The organism is Kitasatospora sp. GAS204B, assembly GCF_029892155.1.
Classification (GTDB): Bacteria; Actinomycetota; Actinomycetes; order Streptomycetales; family Streptomycetaceae; genus Kitasatospora.
Map to the genome: position 1 here is coordinate 135,357 of NZ_JARZAG010000019.1, position 23,355 is coordinate 158,711.

The window sequence follows — 23,355 nt, forward strand, 5'->3', positions numbered from 1 at the left end:
GATGAACTGGGGCGAACTCGCCGACAGGCTCCGGGAGTCCGGGGCACTGTCGGCCGACTGGGAAGAGACGTTCCGCGCCGTCCCGCGCGACCGCTTCACTCCGGCGCGGATCCACCACGGGGGCGAGTGGATCGACAGTGAGACGAGCCCGGCTCGATGGGCGGAGCTGGCCGACTCGGACCTGCCGTTGGTCACGCAGCTGTACGAGGGGACCGAGATCCCGTCCTCGTCCAGCTCCATGCCCACGGTGGTGGCCACGATGCTCCGCCAGCTGGACGTCGCCGAGGGGATGCGCGTCCTGGAGGTGGGCACAGGTACGGGGTGGACGGCGGGCCTGCTGGCTCACCGACTCGGCGCTGACAACGTGGTCAGCATCGAGGTGGATCCCAGGCTCGCCGCCGAGGCGCGGGGCCGGCTCGGCGCGCTCGGGCTGCGGCCCCGAGTGGTGGTCGGTGACGGCATGCTCGGCGACCCCGCCGGGGTGCCCTTCCAGCGGGTTCACCTGACGGCCGCCGTTCAGCGTCTGCCCGCTGCTCTGATCGAGCAGACCGAGCCCGGCGGGGTGATCCTGGCCCCGTACGGCACCGCCTTCTGCAACGGGGCACTGGCGCGGCTCACGGTCGCCGAGGATGGCAAGTCGGCGAGCGGTCCGTTCGTGGCGGACGTGGCGTTCATGTGGATCCGCGACCAGCGGCCCGACAGCGGCGAGTTCGAGATCGAAGACGTCCGCTACGGCCGTTCGGAGATCGACCCCGCTGACGTCGCCGACAACACCGACGCCGCGTTCGCGATCGGCCTGCTGATGCCCGGCCTGTTCCGGCAGAGCGTCTGGGCCTCCTACGACCGGTTCGGCACGGGCCGGTTCGAGATCTGGGACGGGCAGTCGTACGCCCACTGCCGCCTTGCCGACTGGCAGGGCGAGCATGCCGTCTCGCAGTCCGGCCCCCGGAACCTGTGGGACGAGGTGACAGCCGCCCGCGAGTGGTGGCAGCGCCACGACTGCCCGGACCTGTCCCGGCTCGGCCTGACCGTGACCGTGGCGGGCGAACACCGGGCCTGGCTGGACGACCCGGACCACGTGATCGGCTGACCCTGACCGGCCCGGCTGCCATACGTCCCCCACGGGCGGCCGGGCCACCGTCTCCCGCTGCTGGGGAAGGCACGACAAGTGCAGCGGGACCGCCCCGCCTGTGCGCCGCCCGTGTGGTGCGCGGGCGGGGCTGCTTCGCTTACTGGGCGGCGCGCCGGGCGGCGAGAACGCCCCGGATGCCGATGACGCCGATGGCCGTCCCCAGGGCGAACGACACGATGGTGAGGGCCAGGTGGATCCAGAAGAAGGCGGTCGGGTGGGAGTGATCGCCATTGGTGAACGCCTGGTGGGCGGAGTCGGCCCAGAGGTTCTTGGCGAATGTCACCCAGACCATCCAAGACCACGCGCCGAACGCCGTAAGGAACCAAGAGACGGGGCGAGTGAGCTTCATGGGTGTGGTCCTTCGAGCGGAGTAACCGGTCCCTCAAGTATGTGGGCCGTGCCCGCCGGGCCAGCTGCCGGGGGTGTGGGATCCTCCTGGGTGTCTTCCGTTCTTCGACCTTCGTGAAGAATCTCTGGCAGGACTCGGCCCACCAGGCCTTCACCAACGGCGACCACGGCCACCCCACCGCCTTCTTCTGGATCCACCTGGCGCTGGCCGTCACCTCCTTCGTGCTGGGTGTCGTGGTGGGTGCGGTGGGGCTGCGCGGGCTGCGCGCCGGAAAGCCGTTGACCTGACGGTTCGGCGCCTGACAGAGTCCCAGCTGCTCACCGCAGTATCGGAAGTTCTTTCGAGGGGGACTCGACTCCTTTGCGTACCACCCGCCTGCTCGCCGCCACCGGCGTGCTCACCATGGCCGTCGGTCTGGCCGCCGCCCCGAACGCCGTCGCCGACACCGCGCCGTCCTTCAGCAACCCGCGCGTCACTCCCGCCCCGGTGCTTGCCCCCGGAGGCACCCCGGCCGAGGACTGCGCGCCGAACGGCACCCCGGGCTGGGTCGGGCTGAGCATCGCGCCGCCGACGCTCAGCGCTGACGTCCAGCTCCCGGCCGGCGCCGCCGTGCTGCCGGACATCGCGGTCACCGACACCACCACCGACCCGCACACCTCGGTGTTCCGGGCCACCAAGCTGGCGGTCCAGAACGGCACCGTGAGCGTCCAGGTGCCGGGTCTGCAGGACGGCCACAGCTACGTCTGGCACGCCTACACCGCCGGCGCGGGCGTGGACGCGTCCACGCCCGAGTGCCACTTCCGGGTCGACCGCACCCCGCCGACCGTCGGCGTGAACTCCACCGACTTCCCGGCGCAGGGCTCGGGGCAGACGGCGACCAAGTACGCCGGCCAGCCAGGAACCTTCACCTTCACGGGCGCCGACCCGGTGCCCGCCGGCGGTGCGGCCTCCGGAGTGGCCTGCTACCAGTACGCGCTCGCGCCCGCCTCGCTGGGCATCTTCACCGGCTGCGGGGCCGCCAACACCGTGGTGCCCGCTGCCGACGGCACGGCGAGCGTGCAGCTGACGCCCGCCGACTGGGGCACGAACACGCTGGCCGTCCAGGCGATCGACAACGCGGGCAACGTCTCGCAGACCGTCTCGTACGGCTTCTACGCGCCGAGCAACCCCACCCCGCCGGCCACTCCGGGTGACGTGGACAACGACGGTCTGGCGGACATCGTGGTGCCCGACGGTGCGGGTGCCCTCCAGGTGATCAAGGGCAACAGCGGCAGCACGACGCCGAGCGAGGCCTTCCCGGCGGCCGACGCGCCCGGCGGATCCGGCAGCTGGAGCGGTCTGCAGATCGCCCACCGTGGCTGGATGCCGAACACCGCGACCGCGGACACGGTCTTCGTGCACAACCCGCAGAACCCCGGCGCCCTCTACATGTACCGCAACGAGGGCTCGCTCCAGCTCGGCGGGCAGTACCCCGGGCTGGTCAGCCGTCCCACGACGTGCCAGGACGTCACTGGGGCCACCATCGGCTGCCCCGCGGGTTACGGCTCCGACTGGTCCGGTGTGACGCAGCTCGTCGCGCTCGGCTCCACCGACCCGGGCAAGCCGAACGATGCAGCGCTGCTCACCGTCGAGGGCGGCAACCTGTGGCTCTTCGACCGGGCCAACTCGCTGCGCTTCACTGTCGCCCAGCAGCTGACCACCACCGGCAACTGGAGCGGCTACGACCTGGTCGCCCCCGGTGCCGACGCGCAGGGCAATCTGGCGCTCTGGGCCCGCGACCGCGCCACCGGTGACCTGCACGCCTTCCCGCTGCCGAAGAAGGCCGACGGCACCTTCGACTTCTCCGCTCTGGCGGACCCCACCGCCCACGTGGTGGCGTCCGGCTTCACCACCGCTGCCTACCCGACCCTGGGCAGCTCCGGTGACCTGGACGGCGACGGTGTGGCCGACCTGTGGGCGGTCACCCCGGACGGGCACCTGGACGTCTTCAGCGGCTGGACCGAGCCGTATGACTTCGGAGTGCTGCAGTAACGCAGACGCACAACACAACGGCCAGGGCCCCGTCCGATCGGACGGGGCCCTGGCCGTTGTCGGCTCGACGGAGCGTCAGAAGCGGCGCGTCACCAGGGCGCGCTTGACTTCCTGGATCGCCTTGGTGACCTCGATGCCACGCGGGCAGGCCTCCGAGCAGTTGAAGGTGGTGCGGCAGCGCCACACGCCCTCGCGGTCGTTGAGGATCTCCAGGCGCTGCTCGGCGCCCTCGTCACGCGAGTCGAAGATGAAGCGGTGCGCGTTGACGATGGCGGCCGGGCCGAAGTACTGGCCGTCGTTCCAGAAGACCGGGCAGGACGAGGTGCACGCGGCGCACAGGATGCACTTGGTGGTGTCGTCGAATCGCTCGCGGTCCTCGGCGGACTGCAGGCGCTCGCGGGTCGGCTCGTTCCCGTTGGTGATCAGGAACGGCATGACGTCCTTGTACGCCTGGAAGAACGGGTCCATGTCGACCACCAGGTCCTTGAGGACCGCGAGGCCCTTGATGGCCTCGATGGTGATCGGCTGCATGCCGCCCTTGCCGTCGGGGGTGGCGACGTCCTTCAGCAGGGTCTTGCAGGCCAGCCGGTTGCGACCGTTGATCCGCATGGCGTCCGAGCCGCAGATGCCGTGCGCGCAGGAGCGGCGGTAGGTGAGGGTGCCGTCCTGCTCCCACTTGACCTTGTTGAGGGCGTCCAGGACGCGCTCCTTGGGGTCCATGGTGAGCTGGTAGTCCACCCACACCGGGTCCGGGTGCTCCTCCGGGTTGAACCGGCGGATCCGCAGGGTGAAGTTGATCATCTGGACGCCGCCGGCCTCGGCCGCGTCCAGCGCCGCGGAGTGCGGGGCGTCGATCGTGGGGGCGCTCATCAGTACTTACGCTCCATCGGCTGGTAGCGGGTCGTGACGACCGGCTTGTAGTCAAGGCGGATCGAGGTGGTGCCGTCCTCGGCGACCTCCTGGTACGCCATGGTGTGCTGCATGAACTTCACGTCGTCACGGGTCGGGAAGTCCTCGCGGAAGTGGCCGCCGCGCGACTCCTCGCGGGCCAGCGCGGAGATGACCAGCACCTCGGCCAGGTCGAGCAGGTTGCCCAGCTCCACGGCCTCCAGCAGGTCGGTGTTGTAGCGGTAGCCCTTGTCCTGGATCGCCACGTGCTTGTAGCGCTCGCGCAGCGCGGCGATGTCCTCGCCGGCCTGCTTCAGGGTGGCGCCGGTGCGGTAGACCATGGCGTTGACGTCCATGGTCTCCTGCAGCTCCTTGCGGATCTGCGCCACGGACTCGGTGCCGGTGGACTCGCGCAGGCCGTCGACCAGCGCCTGCACCTTCTCGGCCGGGTCGGCGGGCAGCGGGACGAACTCGCTCTTGCTCGCGTAGTCGGCGGCGGCGATGCCGGCCCGCTTGCCGAACACGTTGATGTCCAGCAGCGAGTTGGTGCCCAGGCGGTTGGCGCCGTGCACGGACACGCAGGCGACCTCGCCGGCCGCGTACAGGCCGGGGACGACGTCGGTGTTGTTGCGCAGCACCTCACCCTCGACGTTGGTCGGGATGCCGCCCATCGCGTAGTGCGCGGTGGGCTGGATCGGGATCGGGTCCGTGTAGGGCTCGATGCCGAGGTAGGTACGGGCGAACTCGGTGATGTCCGGGAGCTTGGCGTCCAGCTGCTCCGGCGGAAGGTGCGTCAGGTCCAGGTAGACGTGGTCGCCCTCGGGGCCGCAGCCGCGACCCTCGCGGATCTCGGTGTAGATCGCGCGCGAGCAGACGTCACGGGACGCGAGGTCCTTCATGACCGGGGCGTAGCGCTCCATGAAGCGCTCGCCGTCCTTGTTGCGCAGGATGCCGCCCTCACCGCGGGCGCCCTCGGTGAGCAGGATGCCCATCCGCCAGATGCCCGTCGGGTGGAACTGGAAGAACTCCATGTCCTCCAGCGGCAGGCCGCGGCGGTAGACCAGGGCCTGGCCGTCACCGGTGAGGGTGTGGGCGTTGGAGGTCACCTTGAAGAACTTGCCGGTGCCGCCGGAGGCGAAGACGACCGCCTTGGCCTGGAAGACGTGGATCTCGCCGGTGGCCAGCTCGTAGGCGACGACGCCGGAGGTCTTGCCGTCGTTGATCAGCAGGTCGAGGACGTAGAACTCGTTGAAGAACTCGACGCCGTGCTTGACGCAGTTCTGGAACAGCGTCTGGAGGATCATGTGACCGGTGCGGTCGGCCGCGTAGCAGGAGCGGCGCACGGCCGCCTCGCCGTGGTTGCGGGTGTGGCCGCCGAAGCGGCGCTGGTCGATCCGGCCGGCCTCGGTGCGGGAGAAGGGCAGGCCCATCTTCTCCAGGTCGAGGACGGCGTCGATGGCCTCCTTGCACATGATCTCGGCGGCGTCCTGGTCGACCAGGTAGTCACCACCCTTGACCGTGTCGAAGGTGTGCCACTCCCAGTTGTCCTCCTCGACGTTGGCCAGGGCGGCACACATGCCGCCCTGGGCCGCGCCGGTGTGGGACCGGGTCGGGTAGAGCTTGGTCAGGACCGCGGTGCGGCTGCGCTGGGTCGACTCGATGGCCGCGCGCATGCCGGCGCCGCCGGCGCCGACGATGACGGTGTCGTACTGGTGAATCTGCATGGGGGTTAGCTCGCCTCTGGCTCTTGCTGGCTCTGCGATGGCCGATTAGCTGCTGGGCCTCAGATGTTGGGGTCGAAGGTGAAGATCACCAGGGTGCCGAGCAGCACGGTGAAGACCGTGGCGGCGCCCATGAGGCCCTTCAGCCAGAGCCGAGTGGAGTCCTTCTCGGCGTAGTCGTTGATCACGGTGCGCATGCCGTTGGCGCCATGCAGCATGGCCAGCCAGAGCATCAGCAGGTCCCAGCCCTGCCAGAACGGCGAGGCCCAGCGGCCGGCGACGAAGGCGAAGTTGATCTTCGACACGCCGTGGTCGAGCAGCAGCATGATCAGCAGGTGACCCAGGATCAGCACGACCAGCACGACGCCCGACAGGCGCATGAAGAGCCAGGCGAGCATCTCGAAGTTGGTCCGGGTGCGCCGCGGGGTCTTCGTGGTGCGGGTGCGCGGCGGCTGGATCACGAAGGCGTCGGCGGGGTTGCCGGTGCCAAGACCCTTGCCGGTGTGCGCCTGCGAGGAGGAGATCAGCTCGATGTCGGTGGTGTCAGTAGACATGCCGGATCACTTCCCGAACCAGGTGAGCAGGGTGTGCTGCAGGATGCCCCAGAAGGCACCCGCCATCAGCACGACCCAGAGGCCGACGACGCTCCACAGCATCTGCTTCTGGTACTTCGGGCCCTTCGACCAGAAGTCCACCGCGATGACCCGCAGGCCGTTCAGGGCGTGGAACAGGATGGCGGCGGTGAGGCCGTACTCCATCAGGTTCACCAGCGGAGTCTTATAGGTGTTGATGACGGAGTCGTACGCCTGTGGCGAGACCCGCACCAGTGCGGTGTCCAGGACGTGGACGAGAAGGAAGAAGAAGATGAGGACGCCAGTGACTCGATGAGCCACCCAGGACCACATGCCTTCGCGGCCGCGGTACAGCGTTCCAGCCGGCACGGAAAACCCTCCGGAAGCGGTTGAAGGGCTCGGCCGGCTTCGGTGTCGGTCAGCCCGGCCGGGTACGGTCCACCGGCCGCGGTCATCCTATCGACGCGTCGTCGGTAACCGCCTCCGGGGGGTTTGAGTGTGATCAATCAGGCACGGGCGGCCTAACGGGACGTTTTTCCGTGACGCTGGGTCATGGTTCCGGCGCGGTACGGTGACGGATCTTCGGCTTTCCGCCGTTGTCAATCGCCGTTGAGGACATCGATGACCGTTTGCCCTGCCGTTTTGTTGCTGCTGCCCGTGCTCGCGGTCGGCGGGTGCGCCACGGTCAAGCCCACCGCGGCCGACCAGTTGCCGGCGGCGCGGGTGCTGAGCGTCGTCGAGCTGCGGGCCGCCGCGGTGGAGAGCGCGGATCTCGGCGGCGGATACACCGTCACCTTGATGAGCCCGGGTCAGGCCGCCGCGCCGCAGCACGGGGAGCGGCAGCTGGCCGATGTCGCGGCCTGCCAGCCGGTGCTGGACGCGATCGGTCCGGCGGACCCGAATGCCCAACCGCAGGCCGAGACCGACCTGAGCACGGTCAGGGCCGGCGATTCGCCGGGCGCCCTCTACACGGCGCTGCTCGGCTACCCAGTGGGCCGGGCGGCCGTGCTGCAGTCGACGCTCGACCAGGTGCTGGCGCAGTGCGCCGACTTCACCTCGGGTGCGGCGAGCCAGCCCCAGGGGGCCCGCACCCGGCACCAGCTGGAGCGGGCCGACACGCCCACCCCCGGGGGAGCCGACGGCGCGACCGCCTTCACCCTGACGAGTGGTCCGCAGACGGGTGGGCCGGCGCTCTCGCAGCGGGCCGCGGTGGTCCGGGTCGGCACGGCGCTGGCCGTCTTCTCCACCGTGGGGACGGCGAAGGAGCCGGCCGCCGTGCCGGACTCGGCGGTGGTCCTGGCGCAGACCCGCAAGCTGCGGGCCGCGCAGGGGTGAGCCGACCGGGCCGGCCGGCCGGGCTTGAGGTGGCCGGGCTTCAGGCGGCCGTGCTGCTGGCGACCAGGTGTTCCAGGCGGTTCAGCGCGATCCGGCGCAGCTCCTCGGCGGCGACCAGGCGCTCCTCGTCCGGCTCGTTGGCCAGCCGGGTGCGGATCGAGCTGAGCACGGTGTCCAGCATCTCCTCCGGCTCGACGCCGTCCAGGCAGACCACGAAGACGTGCCCGAAGCGCGATTCGTAGGCGGCGTGCGCGGCACGCAGCGCGGTGTGTGCCGCCTGGCTGCCCGGGGCCCGCATGCCGAGCAGCGGCTGCGGCATCCAGCTCTCGTCGGCCAGCGCCTCGGCCAGGTCGCTGGGACGCAGGTCGTAGGAGGCCTCGCTGGCGGCGGCCAGCAGCGACTCCAGGTCGGGGTAGGGGCGGTGGGCGGTCAGCCGCAGGGCCCAGCGTTGACTGCCGCAGCAGGCGAGCAGGGCCTCCTCGGCGGCGCCGGGGTCGGCCTCGTTGAAACGGTGTAGTCCGACCGCGGGGCTGGGCGGGGTCGTCGGCCGTGGTGCGGGGATGTCGGCCGGGATGTCGCTGGCCAGCGGGTCCTCCTCGGAGGGCGGAAAGGGGCTCGTGGGATCGGACATGAACAGCATGGATCACGGCAGAGCGCGAGCGGGGTCACCCACGCGGCGCCGAGCTCCTCCCGGGCAGCGGCACCACGGTAGTTGAGCGCTCACCCGTTGGGGAGAGTGCTCGCGGAATTCACCCTGACGAGCTATCAAGTTGTGACCCGCGCCATACCGGACCATCCCGATCCGGCGATCCGCCGCCCCCGCTCAGTCCCGGTGCACCTTGTAGTTGGAGGCCTGGGCGCGCGGGCGGACCACCAGCAGGTCGATGTTGACGTGCGACGGGCGGGTGACCGCCCAGGTCACCGTCTCGGCGATGTCCTCGGCGGTCAGCGGGTGCGAGACGCCCTGGTAGACGGCGGCCGCCTTGGCCTCGTCACCGCGGAACCTGGTCACCGCGAAGCCCTCCGACTTGACCATGCCGGGGGCGATCTCGATCACCCGGATCGGCTCGCCGACCAGCTCCAGGCGGAGCGTGGCGGCGATGGTGTGCGCGGCGTGCTTGGCGGCCACGTACCCGCCGCCGCCCTCGTAGGCGGCCAGCGCGGCGGTGGAGGAGAGGATCAGCACCGTGCCGTCGCCGCTCTCCCGCAGGCCGGGCAGCAGCGCCTGGGTCATGTGCAGCACGCCGAGCACGTTCACCTGGTACATCGCCAGCCAGTCGGCCGGGTCGCCCCGCTCGACCGACTCGGCACCGAACGCCCCGCCGGCGTTGTTGATCAGGACGTCGACCCGGCCCACCGAGCCGGCGAAGGCGTCCACGGCGGCGCGGTCGGTGACGTCCAGGGTGACCGCGCGCGCGACGCCGCCCTTGGCCTCGATCTCCTTGGCGAGCTCCTCGATCCGCTCGGTGCGCCGGGCGGTCAGCACCACCTCGAAGCCCTCGTCCGCCAGGTGCCGGGCGGTCGCCGCGCCGATCCCGCTGCTCGCGCCGGTGACCACCGCGACCTTCTGCTGACCGCTACCCATTGCCGTGTCCTTTGCCTGCGTTCCGTCGTGCCTGACAGCCTGCGGTGCCATCATCGCAGCAAGATCGGCCGGACAGGACCTGGGCCTCCCGGCCTGCGGTGCCACCCGTTTTCGTGCGGAGGATCCCGATGGCAGCAGAGCCACGACGCAGCGAGTCCGGCTTCCCGATCGCGCCGCTGTACGGACCCGAACCGCCCGAGCCAGGGCTCGGGCGGCCGGGGCAGTACCCGTTCACCCGGGGCATCTACCCCTCGATGTACACCGGGCGCCCGTGGACCATGCGGCAGTACGCCGGCTTCGGCACCGCCGCCGAGTCCAACGCCCGCTACCGGCAGCTGATCGCCGGCGGCACCACCGGGCTCTCGGTCGCCTTCGACCTGCCGACCCAGATGGGCCACGACTCGGACGCCCCGCTCGCGGCCGGCGAGGTGGGCAAGGTGGGGGTGGCGATCGACAGCGTCGAGGACATGGCGGTGCTCTTCGACGGCCTCCCGCTGGGCGAGGTCTCCACCTCGATGACCATCAACGCCCCCGCCGCCCTCCTGCTGCTGCTCTACCAACTGGTCGGCGAGGCCCAGGGGGTGGCGGCGCACCGGCTCACCGGCACCGTGCAGAACGACGTGCTCAAGGAGTACATCGCCCGCGGCACCTACATCTTCCCGCCGGAGCCCTCGCTGCGGCTGGCCGCCGACGTGTTCCGCTACTGCCGGGCCGAGATCCCCCGCTGGAACACCATCTCGATCTCCGGCTACCACATGGCCGAGGCCGGCGCCGACCCCGCGCAGGAGATCGCCTTCACGCTGGCCAACGGCATCGCCTACGTGCGTACCGCGCTGGCCGCCGGGATGGCGGTGGACGACTTCGCGCCCCGGCTCTCCTTCTTCTTCGTGGCCCGCACCACGCTGCTCGAGGAAGTGGCCAAGTTCCGTGCCGCGCGCCGGATCTGGGCCCGGATCATGCGCGACACCTTCGGCGCGCGGGACCCGAAGTCGCAGATGCTGCGGTTCCACACCCAGACCGCAGGCGTCCAGCTGACCGCCCAGCAGCCCGAGGTCAACCTGGCCCGGGTGACCGTGCAGGCGCTGGCCGCGGTGCTGGGTGGCACCCAGTCGCTGCACACCAACGGTTTCGACGAGGCCATCGCGCTGCCCACCGAGAAGGCGGCCCGCCTCGCGCTGCGCACCCAGCAGGTGCTCGCCTACGAGAGCGATGTCACCGCCACCGTCGACCCGTTCGCCGGCTCCTACGCGGTGGAGGCGCTGACCGACGACGTCGAGGCGGCGGTGCTGGCGCTGCTGGCGCGGATCGAGGAACTGGGCGGCGCGGTGGCGGCGATCGAGCAGGGCTACCAGAAGGCCGAGATCGAGCGGACCGCCTACCGGATCCAGCAGGAGACCGACGCGGGCGAGCGGACCGTGGTCGGGGTCAACCGATTCCAGCAGGCGGTGGAGGAGCCGTACCAGCCGCTGCGGGTGGACCCGGCGATCGAGGCGCGGCAGGCCGAGCGGCTGGCTCGGCTGCGCGCCGAGCGGGACCGCTCGGCGGTGGACCGCGCGCTCGGCGCCCTGCGGCGGGCGGCTCAGGGCAGCGACAACGTGCTGTACCCGATGAAGGAGGCCCTGGCCGCCCGTGCCACGGTCGGCGAGGTCAGCGACGCGCTGCGCCAGGTCTGGGGGACCTACCGGCCGGCCGAGCGGTTCTGACCGCGCTCCACACGCACGTGGGGCCCGGAGTCGGTTCGACTCCGGGCCCCACGGTCACCGCTGGGTCAGTTCTGCGCGTTGTCGTCGCCCGAGGTGTCCGGGCCGAGGTTGTCCGCGCTGTTGTGCTTCACCGCGAAGGACTTGAAGAAGCCCTTGGCCGGCGAGCCGAGGCCGGTCGCGGTGTCGTAGCCCTTGGTGGCCGACAGGCCGTAGTCGGCGCCGACCTTGTAGAGGCGGACCTTCAGCTGGCCGCCGACCATGCCCAGGTCGACCACGTTGCCGCGCTTGGTGTGCACCGCGGCGTCGTTGACGTCGTGGAAGGCGCGGGAGTCGTAGCGGTCGTACAGGTCCGGGTTGGCGAAGCCGAGCGGCCGGCCGCCGCGGGCCTGGATCGCGTCGGCCATGATGCCGCCGAACTCCGGCGAGGAGACCGAGGTGCCGCCGTAGCCGCCCTCGCTGTAGCTGCCGCCGGCCGGGGTGTAGCCGACCAGGGTGGCCGCCACCAGGTCACCGCTCATCGCGACGTCCGGGGTGGCCCGCTGCGGGGTGGCCGACTTGGTGCCGTCCGCCGCCACGGTGGAGATGGAGTCCGGCACCACGCCCTGCTGGTACCACGGCTGGGCCTCGCCCTTGACGACGCCGCCGCCACCGCCGAAGTAGAAGTTGCCCGGGTACGGGGTCCAGGACTTCTGGTCGGGGGAGAGCACCGAGCGGGAGTCGCCCATGCTGAGCTCGTGGCCGTAGTCGCCGGCCTTGTTCTTCAGCTCCAGCGTGGTGCCGCCGACCGAGGTGATCCACGGCGAGGAGGACGGCCACTGGGTCTGGGCCTGGTTGGTGTCGGGCTGGCAGTTGGCACCGGTGGCCGCGGCGCCCGGCGAGCTGTCGCCGCAGTCGCCGGCCGAGGCCATGAAGGTGATGCCCTCGGTGGCGCCGAGCTGGAAGACCTGGTTGTCGGCCGCGATCACGGCCGGGTCGAGGTCACCGCTCTTGCCGTGCATGATCTCGCCGTAGGAGTTCGAGACGATGTCGGCCAGGTGGTTGTCGACGATGTTGCTCAGCGCGGCGGTCAGGTCCTGGTCGTAGCAGGAGTTGGCGCCGACGTAGACCACGTTGGCGTCCGGCGCGAGGCCGTGCACCATCTCGACGTCCAGCGCCTCCTCGCCCGACCAGTCGCCGCAGTCGGCCTGGTGCACCCACTGGTTCGGGGTGAGCACCTCCTTGTACTGGCCGGGGGCGAAGGGCTGGTCGCCGTGCGCGGTGGCGAAGTGGTTGGCGTCGGCCTGCATGGTGCCGAGCCCGTAGGCGTCGACGATGGCGACGGTCGCGCCCTTGCCGGTCACCTTGGCGTCGGTCACGCCGTAGGCCTTGCGCAGCTGGCTGGGCACGTACGAGCAGGGCGCGAACGGCTCGTTCTTCTCGTAGCCGACCGGGGCGCCGGAGGCCGTCTTGGAGCCGTACTTGCCGTCCGAGCAGGTCGGGGTGGTCGGCAGCGCCTGCGGCGTCTTGGCGGACAGTGCGCCGGGCTGGTCGGTGCCCTGGGCCTGCGCCTCGGCGGTGGCCTGCGAGACGGCGTTCGAGGAGGACTTCTGGACCGTGTCGGCCAGGCCCTGGATGCCGGCCACGTCGGCCGCGACCTCGGCCGGGACCACCGCGTCGGCGGCGGGGGCCTTGTGGGTGCCGTCGTCGGTGCGGTAGTTGCGGAACTGGGTGCCCAGCGCCTTGGTCAGCTGGTCGGTGGTGCCGGTGACCTGAAGGTAGTGGGCGTCGGTCGCACTGATCGTCAGACCGGCGCCGGTCAGCCACTTGCTGACCGCCTTGACCTGCGCGTCGCTGGTGCCGAACCGGGCCTTGGCGTCGGCGGTGGAGAGGAACTGCCCGTACAGCGGCGAGTTCTGGTCCGAGACGGCCTGGGCGTAGGCGGCCAGCCCCTGCGGGTCCTTGCCGGCCAGGTACACCCGGGCGGTGGCCGGGGTGCCCGCGGGCACCGCGCCGGCGTCGGCCTGCGCGGTGGCCCAGTCGGGGTGCGACCCGATGAGCTCCTTCGCGGCGGACGGCTGGTCAGCGGTGGTGGAGGCGATGGCCGGGCTGGCGAACGCGAGCGTTCCCAGGACCAGGACAGCGGCGGCCGGGGCCGCGACGGCTATCCCGGCGAGCCGGCTGCGAGCAGCTGCGGGCACGTGGGTTCCCCACTTCTCATGGAAGGCCCCCATCTCCTGCGGGGGCAGGCGATGGTGACAGCGTGTCGGGCGTGCTTCGTGAGCTCGCTCCGGACGCGGGCGTGACGGATCACCCCGCCTGGCCTGGCTCCTGAGGGAGGGTCGGCGGAGTGGGAGTTTGACTGTGCCGTCGTTGTCTATTCGCTCAGATGGTCGATCTTCAAGACTTCGCCTGAATTTTTTGCCATCCCATGACCTGAATGACCGCATGCTGATACGCGGCGGCCATGCAGGTGTGACAGTCGGGGTCCACGCTGGTGGCGTCCGGTCGTGACCCCTGGGGTTCCTGGTCGTTGCACAGGTTCACCGGTCGGGGCGGTGCCACCGGGGAAGGCGGCTGAAACGAGATGTCATACCCACCTGCGGGCCGCGTATGCGCCAATCCGGGGAGTTATTCGGCTGAAGTCAAGCCAAACTCTCCCCGCCCCCATATTCTTGTTGGGGTGAAGCGTCCACAGACCGCCCCGAAGTCAAGCCCGCAGGCGAATCCGCAGGCCACCGCGACCGCCGCCCAGGCACCGTCCGACCTCGCCAGGGCCGCGCGGCCGCTGCGCGCGCGGATCCGGGCGTACGAGGCCGAGTTGATCGCCTTCCGTCGCGACCTGCACCGCCACCCCGAGCTGGGCCGCCAGGAGTTCCGCACCACCAAGCTGCTCTGCGAGCGGCTCGGCAAGGCGGGGCTGACCCCGCGGGTGCTGCCCGGCGGCACCGGTCTGATCGTCGACCTGGTGCCGCCCGGCAGCGAGGCCGGGGCCCCGCTGCTGGCCTTCCGCGCGGACATCGACGCACTGCCCATCGAGGACGCGAAGTCCGAAGCCCCGTACCGCTCCACGGTCCCCGGCAGCGCCCACGCCTGCGGCCACGACGTGCACACCTCGGTGGTGCTCGGCACCGCGCTGGTGCTGGCCGACGCGCTGCGCGAGGGGCGGTTGCGGCAGCCGGTGCGGCTGATCTTCCAGCCGGCCGAGGAGATGATGCCCGGCGGCGCGCTGGACGTGATCGCGGCCGGCGGGATGGACGGGGTCGGCCGGATCTTCGCGGTGCACTGCGACCCCAAGGTGGTGGTCGGCCGGATCGGCCTGCGCACCGGCGCGATCACCTCGGCCTGCGACGCCCTGGTGCTGAGCCTGGACGGCCCCGGCGGACACACCGCGCGCCCGCACCTGACCACCGACCTGGTCACCGCGATCGGCCGGCTGGCCGCCGACCTGCCGGGCGCGCTGGCCCGCCGGATGGACCCGCGCTGGGGCGTCAGCCTGGTCTGGGGCCGGATCGAGTCCGGCTCCGCGCCGAACGTGATCCCGCAGCACGCCGAACTGGAGGGCACCGTCCGCTGCCTGGAGCTGGCCGGCTGGCGGGAGGCGCCGGACGCGCTGCACGAGCTGGTCGACTCGATGGCCGAGACCCATCGGGCCAAGTGGACGCTGGACTACAAGCGGGGCGTCCCGCCGGTGGTGAACGAGGCGGAATCGATCGCCCAGTTCGAGATGGCGATGACGCGACAGTTCGGTGGCGAGGGTGAAGCCGTCGTGGAGGAGACGGAGCAGTCCCTGGGGGGCGAGGACTTCTCCTGGTACCTGGAGCACGCGCCGGGCGCGCTGGCCCGGCTCGGCGTGCGCGCGCCGCACGAGACGGCGGTGCGGGACCTGCACCAGGGGCAGTTCGACGTGGACGAGCGGGCGATCGCGATCGGCGTCGAACTCTTCAGCTCGCTGGCGCTGGAGCACGGCCGCAGCTGAGGGTGCCGGCAGCCGCCGCGGTGGCACGTCGCGACCGGGGAGAGCCGTGGTGGCGGGGCCGATCGAAGGGGCCTGTGGAGGTTCCGTGCGGCCGTGGGACACTGGGCCGATCAGCAGGTGTTCACCCTGACCTGATGGTCCCCAGTGCCACGGTTTGATAACAACCCGAATGGCCGGGCGACCCGTAACACAACCGTGTTCTACGCGCGTTACGGTGACGTCCGACCACGCCAAACGGGTGTGTGAGAAGGAGATACTCCCTTGCGCCGTTCAGTAAAGCTCGCCGCGGTTGTGCTCTCGGGTTCCCTGGGCATCGCCTCGCTCGCCGCTTGCGGCGCAAAGAGCACCGACACCACCTCCGCGTCCTCCTCGGGCGGCTCCGGCATCAAGGTCGGCATGGCCTACGACGTCGGCGGCCGTGGTGACCAGGGCTTCAACGACTCGGCCGCGGCAGGCCTGGACAAGGCCAAGGCGGACTTCGGCGTCCAGACCAGCGAGGCCGACGCCAAGCCCGGTGAGGCGGACTCCGACAAGCAGACCCGTCTGGAGAGCCTGGTCACGGCCGGCTACAACCCGATCATCGCGGTCGGCTTCGTGTACCAGGCGACCGTCGAGAAGGTCGCCAAGGAGCACCCGAACGTCAAGTTCGCGATCATCGACTCCGACTCGCCGACCCAGCCGAGCAACGTCACCTCGCTGGAGTTCACTGAGCAGCAGAGTTCGTACCTGGCCGGTATCGCGGCCGCCAGCAAGACCAAGACCAACCAGGTCGGCTTCATCGGTGGTGTGCAGTCCGAGCTGATCAAGAAGTTCGAGGCCGGCTACCGCGCGGGCGTCGCCTCCGTCAACCCGGGCATCAAGGTCGACGTGACCTACCTGACCACCCCGCCGGACTTCACCGGCTTCACCGACCCGGGCAAGGGCAAGGCCGCCGCCCAGGGCCAGATCGACCAGGGCGCGGACGTCATCTACGCCGCCGCCGGCGCCTCGGGCACCGGTGCGATCCAGGCCGTGGCGACCACGCCGGCCCCCACCAAGGGTGACCAGCTCTGGGTGATCGGCGTCGACAGCGACCAGGCCAAGCAGAGCGCGCTGACGCAGTACAGCAGCCACATCCTGACCTCGGCGCTGAAGAACGTGAACACCGCGGTCTACAACTACATCCAGAGCGTCAAGAACGGTCAGCCGCTCTCCGGCATCCAGCGCTTCGACCTGAAGTCGGGCGGTGTGGGCCTGGCCACCACCGGCGGCCACATCGACGACATCTCGGGCAAGCTCCAGAGCGCCACCCAGGCGATCATCGCGGGCACCGTCACCCCGCCGACCACCCCGCCGGCCAACTGACCGACCAGCACCACCGCGTAGTCGAGCAACACGTCTGAGACAGGGAGGGGCCCGGTGGGTCGCGCGCGAGCGCACTCCGCCGGGCCCCTCTCGTTCCCTCCACGCCGCCGCCGAGCAGCACGGCCGGCCTCCCCTCCTCCCCAGCGCAACGACGCGCCTGCTCACCACCAGGAGATCGCCATCACCGCTTCCAAGCCCTCCCTCAGCAAGGGAGGTAACCCCACCATGGGATCGGCGACCGTGGCCGTCGAACTGCGCGGCATCACCAAGCGCTTCCCCGGCGTCGTGGCCAATCACGACATCAACCTCACCGTCCGCACCGGCACCGTCCACGCCCTGATGGGTGAGAACGGCGCCGGCAAGTCGACGCTGATGAAGATCCTCTACGGCATGCAGCGGCCGGACGAGGGCACCATCGCGATCAACGGCGAGCTGTGCGAGTTCGCCACCCCCGGCGACGCCATCGCCCGCGGCATCGGCATGGTCCACCAGCACTTCATGCTGGCCGACAACCTGACCGTGCTGGAGAACGTGGTGCTCGGCGGCGAGAAGCTGCACGGCATCGGCGCCAAGGCGAAGGCGAAGATCAGGGAGATCTCCGACCAGTACGGGCTGAACGTGCGCCCCGACGCCCTGGTCGAGGACCTCGGTGTGGCGGAGCGCCAGCGGGTCGAGATCCTCAAGGTGCTCTACCGCGGCGCGCGGATCCTGATCCTGGACGAGCCGACCGCCGTGCTGGTCCCGCAGGAGGTGGACGCGCTCTTCGGCAACCTGCGCGAGCTCAAGGCCGAGGGCGTCACCGTCATCTTCATCTCGCACAAGCTGCACGAGGTGCTCTCGGTGGCCGACGCGATCAGCGTGATCCGCCGCGGCACCACGGTCGGCGACGCCGACCCGAGCGAGGTGACGGCACGTCAGCTCGCCGAGCTGATGGTCGGCAGCGAGCTGCCCTCGCCGGAGAGCCGCGAGTCCACCGTCACCGACGTGGAGATGCTCAAGGTCGAGAGCCTGCGGATCGCCAAGGCGGACGCCGAGGGCATCGAGCGCGTCGTGCTGGACGACATCTCGATGACCATCCACAAGGGCGAGATCCTCGGTCTCGCGGGTGTCGAGGGCAACGGCCAGGCCGAACTGGTCGAGGCCATCGTGGGCATGCTCCCGGTGGACGCCGGCGTGGTAACGCTGGACGGCAAGGACCTCACCCCGATGCTGACCCGCGCCCGCCGCGAGGCCGGCATCGGTTACATCCCCGAGGACCGGCACCGCCACGGCCTGCTGCTGGAGGCCCCGCTCTGGGAGAACCGGATCCTGGGCCACGTCACCGAGGCGCCCAACGCCAAGGGCTTCCGGATCGACCCGGCCGGCGCCAAGCGCGACACGCTGCGGATCGTCGAGGAGTACGACGTCCGCACCCCGGGCATCGACGTCACCGCGGCCTCGCTCTCCGGCGGCAACCAGCAGAAGCTGATCGTCGGCCGCGAGATGAGCCACCAGCCCAAGCTGCTGATCGCCGCGCACCCGACCCGCGGTGTGGACGTCGGCGCGCAGGCGCAGATCTGGGAGCACATCCGGGTCGCCCAGCGCGGGGGCCTGGCCGTGCTGCTGATCTCGGCGGACCTGGACGAGCTGATCGGCCTCTCCGACACGATCAAGGTGATCTACCGCGGTCGCCTGGTCGCCGACGCCGACCCGGCCACCGTCACCGCCGAGGACCTGGGTACCGCGATGACCGGTGCCGCCGGCGGCCACATCGAGTCCGACGAGACCGCGCTGGCCCAGGCGGCGGTCGTCGCCGACGAGCAGCTCGGGCGCAGCGACGCACCGGGCGGCGAGTCGACGGAGGCCGTTGCCGCCACCGAGGCGGCCGAGGCAGCCGAGGCCGCAACCGCCACCGAGGCCGCAGAGTCCGCTGAGGCCACCGAAGCCGCTGAGGCTGCCGAGGCGACCGAAGGCACCGAGGCCGCCGAGGCCGCCGACGAGGTCGACGCCCCGGCCGGGGATGCCGCCGACACCACCGACACCGCTGCCGACGACGCGCAGGCGGGGGAGTGACCCACATGAGTACCACCACTCACCCCGTGCAGCGGGGGTTCTTCCAGCGGATCGACCGCGAGAAGCTGGTCCTGGCGATCGCCGCTCCGGTGCTCGCCGTGATCGTCGCCGTGCTGCTCTGCTCGGTGCTGCTGGCCGTCGCGGGCTACAGCCCGTTCCAGGCGTTCCACATCATGACGAACTACGGGACCGCCTCCGACGGCCAGGTGGCCATCCTCAACAAGGCCACCACCTACTACCTCGCCGGCATCGCGGTCGCCTTCGGCTTCCGGATGAACATCTTCAACATCGGTGCGGGCGGCCAGTACCAGCTCGCGGCGCTCTTCGCCGCCTACGTCGGTGGCCAGCTCAACCTGCCGTCGTTCCTCGAGATCCCGCTGCTGCTGATCGTCGCCATGCTGGTCGGCGCCGCGTGGGCGTCGATCGCCGGTGTCCTCAAGGTCACCCGCGGGGTCAGCGAGGTCATCTCGACCATCATGCTCAACGCGATCGCCGGCGCCGTGATCGGCATGCTGCTGGTGCCGGGCATCTTCGCGCCGGGCAACGGTGGCGGGGTCAGCAACACCGTGCAGACCAAGCTGATGGCCGGCTCCAGCAACTTCTTCACCTTCAGCACGCAGGGCGGCCAGCTCTACGGCTTCCTGATCATCGCGGTGCTGGTCGGCATCGGGTTCCAGCTGGTCCTCAGCCGCACCCGGTTCGGCTTCGACCTGCGGGCCACCGGCCGCTCCGAGGAGGCCGCCGCTGCCAGCGGTGTCAGCGTCAAGCGCATGGTGCTGATCAGCATCTGCGTCTCCGGCGCGCTGGCCGGTCTGAGCGCCATGCCGGACCTGCTGACGTACTCGCACTACTTCGGCCAGAACTTCGGGCAGACGGTCGGCTTCACCGGCATCTCGATCGCGCTGCTCGGCCGCAACACGCCGGTGGGCGTCGCCTTCGCGGCGCTGCTGTGGGCCTTCCTGGACGCGACCGCACCGCTGCTGTCGGTGCAGAACTTCCCGCCGGAGATCATCCAGGTCATGCAGGGCACCATCGTGATCTGCGTGGTCGTCGCCTACGAGCTGGTGCGCCGCTTCGGCGTCAAGCGCCAGCAGCAGAAGGTCGGCGCCCAGCTTGCCGCTGCGGCTGCTGCTGCGAACGAGAAGAAGGAGGTGGCGGCATGAGTACCGCGACTGAGTCCCGCCCCAAGCAGGCGGCCACGGCGCCGGGCAAGAACCGCAAGCTCTCCCTCCCGGTCATCCTGCTGCTGATCGCGGGCGCGATCCTGCTCTTCGCCGCCGTGGGTGCCGGCACCGGCAACCACGCGCTGACCTCCTCGGGGCAGATCACCGCCGCGATCGGCGCCGCCGTGCCGATCGGCATGGCAGGCCTCGGCGGCCTCTGGTCGGAGCGGGCCGGTGTGGTCAACATCGGCCTCGAAGGCATGATGGTGGCCGGCACCTTCGCCGGTGCCTGGGTCGGTTTCCTGGTCAATCCGTGGGTCGGGCTGCTGGCCGCGATCGCGGCCGGTGCCTTCGCCGGTCTGCTGCACGCCGTGATGACGGTCGGCTTCGGCGTCGACCACATCATCGCCGGTGTCGGCATCAACCTGCTGGTCCCGGGCATCTGCCTGTACATCAACCGGATCTACTACACCGCGTACCAGAGCGCCGGTGCCGGAGCGAGCCAGTCCCCGCCCACCCCGGGGCTGCCCACCCTGACCGTGCCCGGCCTCTCCTCCTGGCTGGGGACGATCGAGGGCCACCACTGGTTCTTCGTCTCGGACGTGGCCGGCGTGCTCGGCGGCCTGGTCAGCAACCTCTCGGTGGTCACCCTGCTGGCGGTCGCGCTGCTGGTCGTGAGCTACTTCGTGCTCTGGCGCACCAGCTTCGGCCTGCGCCTGCGCTCCTGCGGTGAGAACCCGATCGCGGCCGAGTCGCTGGGCGTCAACGTCTACAAGTACAAGTACATCGCGGTGATCGCCTCCGGCGGCTTCGCCGGTCTCGGTGGCGCCTACCTCTCGATGGTCGCCTCCAGCATCTACCACGACGGCCAGACCGGCGGTCGCGGCTACATCGGTCTCGCCGCGATGATCTTCGGCAACTGGCTGCCGGGCGGCCTGGCCACCGGTGCGAGCCTGTTCGGCTTCACCGACAGCCTGCAGCTGCGCGACCCCGGCTCGGTGCACGTGCTGCTGCTGGTGATCGCGCTGATCCTGGCGCTGCTGGCGCTCTGGCAGGGCTACCGGCGCAAGCTGATCCCGGCCGTGGTGAGCCTGGTCGCCGCCGCCGGCATGGCCGCCTGGTACGCGGCCAGCGACGCCGTGCCGCGTCCGCTGATCGTGGCGACGCCGTACATCATCACCCTGGTGGTCCTGGCGATGTCCTCGCAGCGCCTGCGCCCGCCGAAGGCCGATGGTCAGATCTACCGCAAGGGCCAGGGCAAGTGACGGCGCCTCAGCTGCCCGAGATCGACTGGGACACCCTGCGCGCGGCGGCCCGGGACGCGATGTCCCGGGCGTACGCCCCGTACAGCAAGTACCCGGTGGGCGCGGCCGCGCTGGTCGACGACGGACGCGTGGTCAGCGGCTGCAACGTGGAGAACGCCTCCTACGGGCTCAGCCTCTGTGCCGAGTGCGGGCTGGTCTCGGCGCTCCACGCGGGCGGGGGCGGCCGGCTGGTCGCGTTCGCCTGCGTGGACGGCGCCGGTCGGGCGCTGATGCCGTGTGGCCGCTGCCGCCAGCTGCTCTACGAGCACGGCGGCCCGGAACTGCTGGTGGACCTGCCGTCGGGGATCAAGACGATGGCGGAGGTCCTGCCGGACGCGTTCGGTCCGGAACGGCTGTAGGCAGCCGCTGAGGGTCTCCGGATCTCGGTGGATCCGATGGTAGCCGCGCGGGAGTGACGCGCGTAGAGTTTGTGCGGGGGCGGCTGAGCAGCAGCCGCCCCCGCGCCATTTCGTTCCTTGTGGGAGAAAGCCATGGACGTCATCTCCGTCATCACCGCCAAGCGCGACCGCCGCGAGCTGACCGATGATCAGATCGACTGGGTGATCGACGCCTACACCCGCGGTGTGGTGGCCGACGAGCAGATGTCCGCGCTGGCCATGGCCATCCTGCTGAACGGGATGAACCTGCGCGAGATCAGCCGCTGGACCGACGCGATGATCCGCTCCGGCGTCCGGATGGACTTCGCCGCGCTCGGCACCCCCACCGCCGACAAGCACTCCACCGGTGGCGTCGGCGACAAGATCACCCTGCCGCTGGCCCCCCTGGTCGCCGCCTGCGGTGCCGCCGTCCCGCAGCTGTCGGGCCGGGGCCTGGGCCACACCGGCGGCACCCTCGACAAGCTGGAGTCCATCCCTGGCTGGCGCGCGCTGCTCTCCAACGACGAGATGATGCACGTGCTCCGCGAGTCCGGCGCCGTGATCTGCGCGGCCGGCGACGGGCTGGCCCCCGCCGACAAGAAGCTCTACGCGCTGCGCGACGTCACCGGCACGGTCGAGGCGATCCCGCTGATCGCCTCCTCGATCATGTCCAAGAAGATCGCCGAGGGCACCGGCGCCCTGGTGCTGGACGTCAAGGTCGGCTCCGGCGCCTTCATGAAGAACCTGGCCGACGCCCAGGAGTTGGCCCGCACCATGGTGGGCCTGGGCCGCAACGCCGGCGTCAACACCGTCGCGCTGCTCACCGACATGTCGACCCCGCTCGGCCTCACCGCCGGCAACGCCCTGGAGGTGCGCGAGTCGGTCGAGGTGCTGGCCGGCGGCGGCCCCGCGGACGTCGTGGAGCTGACGATCGCGCTGGCCCGCGAGATGCTCAAGGCCGCCGGCGTGCACGGCAAGGACCCGGCCGACGCCCTCAAGGACGGCTCCGCCATGGACCACTGGCGCCGCCTGATCTCCGCCCAGGGCGGCGACGTCGACGCCCCGCTGCCGGTCGCCAAGGAGCAGCACGTGATCCCGGCCCCGGCCACCGGCGTGCTGACCGCGCTGGACGCCTACGCGGTGGGCGTCTGCGCCTGGCGCCTGGGCGCCGGCCGCGCACGCAAGGAGGACCCGGTGCAGGCCGGCGCGGGCGTGGAGATGCACGCCAAGCCGGGCGACGTGGTGACGGCCGGCCAGCCGCTGCTCACCCTGCACACGGACACCCCGGAGCGCTACGACTACGCGATCGAGGCGCTGGCGGGCGGGGTCGAGGTCTCGCCGCTGGGGACGGAGTACACGCGGACGCCGCTGGTGCTGGACCGGATCGGGTGAGATAGCAGGAGTGGTTCCGGTGGGCGGCTCGCGGGGTGCGGGCCGCCCACCGGTGCGTTCAGGGGCGGGGGAGCGGGGGGAAGTCGAGCCCGGCATCGTCGGCCAGGAACCGGAGGAAGGCCTCACCGTCTCCGAAGACCAGGCCGCGCTCGCCGTGGGCGAGATCCTCCTCGACCTCTCGTTCTTTGGCCTGCCAACCCGGAGTCCAGAACCAGGCCTGGTCAGGCGGAATGGTTGAGGCTGGGATCATGAGGAGGCGGCCACCTTGGACGGCCATGACGAGGCGGTCGCCCTCCCGCAGTCCGAGCTGCTCCCTGATCGCACGTGGGATGGTGACTGCTCCGTTCTTGCGGAGCGTGGTAGTCGGGACAGGTGGGAGCGAGCGGCGGTCTGGAGCGGCCATGGTGCAACCCTGTCACAGCAGAACGTCGTCGGACGGATACTCTCTGACG

21 protein-coding genes are annotated in these 23,355 nt (G+C 70.8%); 12 read left to right on the forward strand and 9 right to left on the reverse strand.

The genetic code is table 11. From position 1 onward, the window contains the following. The first annotated feature begins 1 nt into the window (after position 1). On the forward strand, positions 2 to 1,090 hold the full coding sequence (locus tag P3T41_RS24675) for an rRNA adenine N-6-methyltransferase family protein (protein ID WP_280692379.1): 1,089 nt from the start codon (positions 2 to 4) through the stop codon (positions 1,088 to 1,090). 139 nt (positions 1,091 to 1,229) lie between these two features. Here P3T41_RS24675 and P3T41_RS24680 read toward each other — a convergent pair whose 3' ends face one another. After that, positions 1,230 to 1,481, reverse strand: coding sequence for a hypothetical protein (locus P3T41_RS24680; protein WP_280692383.1), 252 nt, complete (start codon positions 1,479 to 1,481; stop codon positions 1,230 to 1,232). Positions 1,482 to 1,561: 80 nt separating this feature from the next. On the opposite strand from P3T41_RS24680, the gene P3T41_RS24685 reads away from it, so the two are divergent. Then, on the forward strand, positions 1,562 to 1,768 hold the full coding sequence (locus tag P3T41_RS24685; protein WP_280692470.1) for a hypothetical protein: 207 nt from the start codon (positions 1,562 to 1,564) through the stop codon (positions 1,766 to 1,768). 73 nt (positions 1,769 to 1,841) lie between these two features. Further along, positions 1,842 to 3,512: a hypothetical protein gene (locus P3T41_RS24690; protein WP_280692385.1), complete on the forward strand. Its 1,671-nt coding sequence runs from the start codon at positions 1,842 to 1,844 to the stop codon at positions 3,510 to 3,512. A gap of 75 nt (positions 3,513 to 3,587) precedes the next feature. On the opposite strand, the gene P3T41_RS24695 is transcribed toward P3T41_RS24690, so the two are convergent. Genes P3T41_RS24695 through sdhC form a run of 4 tightly spaced genes read right to left on the reverse strand, consistent with a single transcriptional unit; the run spans position 3,588 to position 7,062 of the window. Further along, positions 3,588 to 4,382 carry a succinate dehydrogenase iron-sulfur subunit gene (locus P3T41_RS24695; RefSeq protein WP_280692387.1) on the reverse strand — a complete coding sequence of 265 codons (795 nt, stop codon included), beginning with the start codon at positions 4,380 to 4,382 and terminating at the stop codon, positions 3,588 to 3,590. Then, entirely contained in the window at positions 4,382 to 6,124 is a 1,743-nt protein-coding gene (gene sdhA, locus P3T41_RS24700; RefSeq protein WP_280692389.1) for a succinate dehydrogenase flavoprotein subunit, read from the reverse strand. Before sdhA ends, P3T41_RS24695 begins: the two co-directional genes overlap by 1 nt. Positions 6,125 to 6,183: 59 nt before the next feature. Beyond that, positions 6,184 to 6,675 carry a succinate dehydrogenase hydrophobic membrane anchor subunit gene (locus P3T41_RS24705; RefSeq protein WP_280692391.1) on the reverse strand — a complete coding sequence of 164 codons (492 nt, stop codon included), beginning with the start codon at positions 6,673 to 6,675 and terminating at the stop codon, positions 6,184 to 6,186. Positions 6,676 to 6,681: 6 nt separating this feature from the next. Then, positions 6,682 to 7,062 carry a succinate dehydrogenase, cytochrome b556 subunit gene (gene sdhC / locus P3T41_RS24710; protein ID WP_280692393.1) on the reverse strand — a complete coding sequence of 127 codons (381 nt, stop codon included), beginning with the start codon at positions 7,060 to 7,062 and terminating at the stop codon, positions 6,682 to 6,684. Between the two features lie 252 nt (positions 7,063 to 7,314). Here sdhC and P3T41_RS24715 point away from each other — a divergent pair, with 252 nt between their 5' ends. Beyond that, entirely contained in the window at positions 7,315 to 8,028 is a 714-nt protein-coding gene (locus P3T41_RS24715) for a hypothetical protein (RefSeq protein ID WP_280692395.1), read from the forward strand. 40 nt (positions 8,029 to 8,068) lie between these two features. On the opposite strand, the gene P3T41_RS24720 is transcribed toward P3T41_RS24715, so the two are convergent. Continuing rightward, positions 8,069 to 8,659, reverse strand: coding sequence for a 2-oxo-4-hydroxy-4-carboxy-5-ureidoimidazoline decarboxylase (locus P3T41_RS24720; protein ID WP_280692397.1), 591 nt, complete (start codon positions 8,657 to 8,659; stop codon positions 8,069 to 8,071). Between the two features lie 192 nt (positions 8,660 to 8,851). Beyond that, positions 8,852 to 9,613 carry an SDR family oxidoreductase gene (locus P3T41_RS24725; RefSeq protein WP_280692399.1) on the reverse strand — a complete coding sequence of 254 codons (762 nt, stop codon included), beginning with the start codon at positions 9,611 to 9,613 and terminating at the stop codon, positions 8,852 to 8,854. Between the two features lie 128 nt (positions 9,614 to 9,741). On the opposite strand from P3T41_RS24725, the gene P3T41_RS24730 reads away from it, so the two are divergent. Next, the gene (locus tag P3T41_RS24730) at positions 9,742 to 11,316 is read left to right on the forward strand and encodes a methylmalonyl-CoA mutase family protein (protein WP_280692401.1); all 1,575 of its coding nucleotides are present in this window, start codon (positions 9,742 to 9,744) and stop codon (positions 11,314 to 11,316) included. 65 nt (positions 11,317 to 11,381) lie between these two features. Here P3T41_RS24730 and P3T41_RS24735 read toward each other — a convergent pair whose 3' ends face one another. Next, positions 11,382 to 13,493: a S53 family peptidase gene (locus P3T41_RS24735; RefSeq protein ID WP_280692403.1), complete on the reverse strand. Its 2,112-nt coding sequence runs from the start codon at positions 13,491 to 13,493 to the stop codon at positions 11,382 to 11,384. Between the two features lie 587 nt (positions 13,494 to 14,080). On the opposite strand from P3T41_RS24735, the gene P3T41_RS24740 reads away from it, so the two are divergent. From P3T41_RS24740 to P3T41_RS24770, 7 genes are all read left to right on the forward strand, one after another. Beyond that, on the forward strand, positions 14,081 to 15,271 hold the full coding sequence (locus P3T41_RS24740; RefSeq protein ID WP_280692472.1) for an amidohydrolase: 1,191 nt from the start codon (positions 14,081 to 14,083) through the stop codon (positions 15,269 to 15,271). A 261-nt stretch (positions 15,272 to 15,532) separates the two neighbouring features. After that, positions 15,533 to 16,615, forward strand: a complete 1,083-nt coding sequence (locus P3T41_RS24745) for a BMP family ABC transporter substrate-binding protein (RefSeq protein ID WP_280692405.1) — start codon at positions 15,533 to 15,535, stop codon at positions 16,613 to 16,615. 225 nt (positions 16,616 to 16,840) lie between these two features. Continuing rightward, entirely contained in the window at positions 16,841 to 18,667 is a 1,827-nt protein-coding gene (locus P3T41_RS24750; protein ID WP_280692406.1) for an ABC transporter ATP-binding protein, read from the forward strand. Positions 18,668 to 18,672: 5 nt separating this feature from the next. Then, positions 18,673 to 19,830, forward strand: coding sequence for an ABC transporter permease (locus P3T41_RS24755; RefSeq protein WP_280692408.1), 1,158 nt, complete (start codon positions 18,673 to 18,675; stop codon positions 19,828 to 19,830). Beyond that, positions 19,827 to 21,095: an ABC transporter permease gene (locus P3T41_RS24760; protein ID WP_280692410.1), complete on the forward strand. Its 1,269-nt coding sequence runs from the start codon at positions 19,827 to 19,829 to the stop codon at positions 21,093 to 21,095. The genes P3T41_RS24755 and P3T41_RS24760 overlap by 4 nt, the downstream gene beginning before the upstream one ends. Then, on the forward strand, positions 21,092 to 21,493 hold the full coding sequence (locus P3T41_RS24765; protein WP_280692412.1) for a cytidine deaminase: 402 nt from the start codon (positions 21,092 to 21,094) through the stop codon (positions 21,491 to 21,493). Before P3T41_RS24760 ends, P3T41_RS24765 begins: the two co-directional genes overlap by 4 nt. Positions 21,494 to 21,625: 132 nt before the next feature. Next, entirely contained in the window at positions 21,626 to 22,903 is a 1,278-nt protein-coding gene (locus tag P3T41_RS24770) for a thymidine phosphorylase (RefSeq protein ID WP_280692414.1), read from the forward strand. Between the two features lie 58 nt (positions 22,904 to 22,961). Here P3T41_RS24770 and P3T41_RS24775 read toward each other — a convergent pair whose 3' ends face one another. Further along, positions 22,962 to 23,306, reverse strand: coding sequence for an AbrB/MazE/SpoVT family DNA-binding domain-containing protein (locus P3T41_RS24775; RefSeq protein WP_280692415.1), 345 nt, complete (start codon positions 23,304 to 23,306; stop codon positions 22,962 to 22,964). Positions 23,307 to 23,355: the final 49 nt, after the last annotated feature.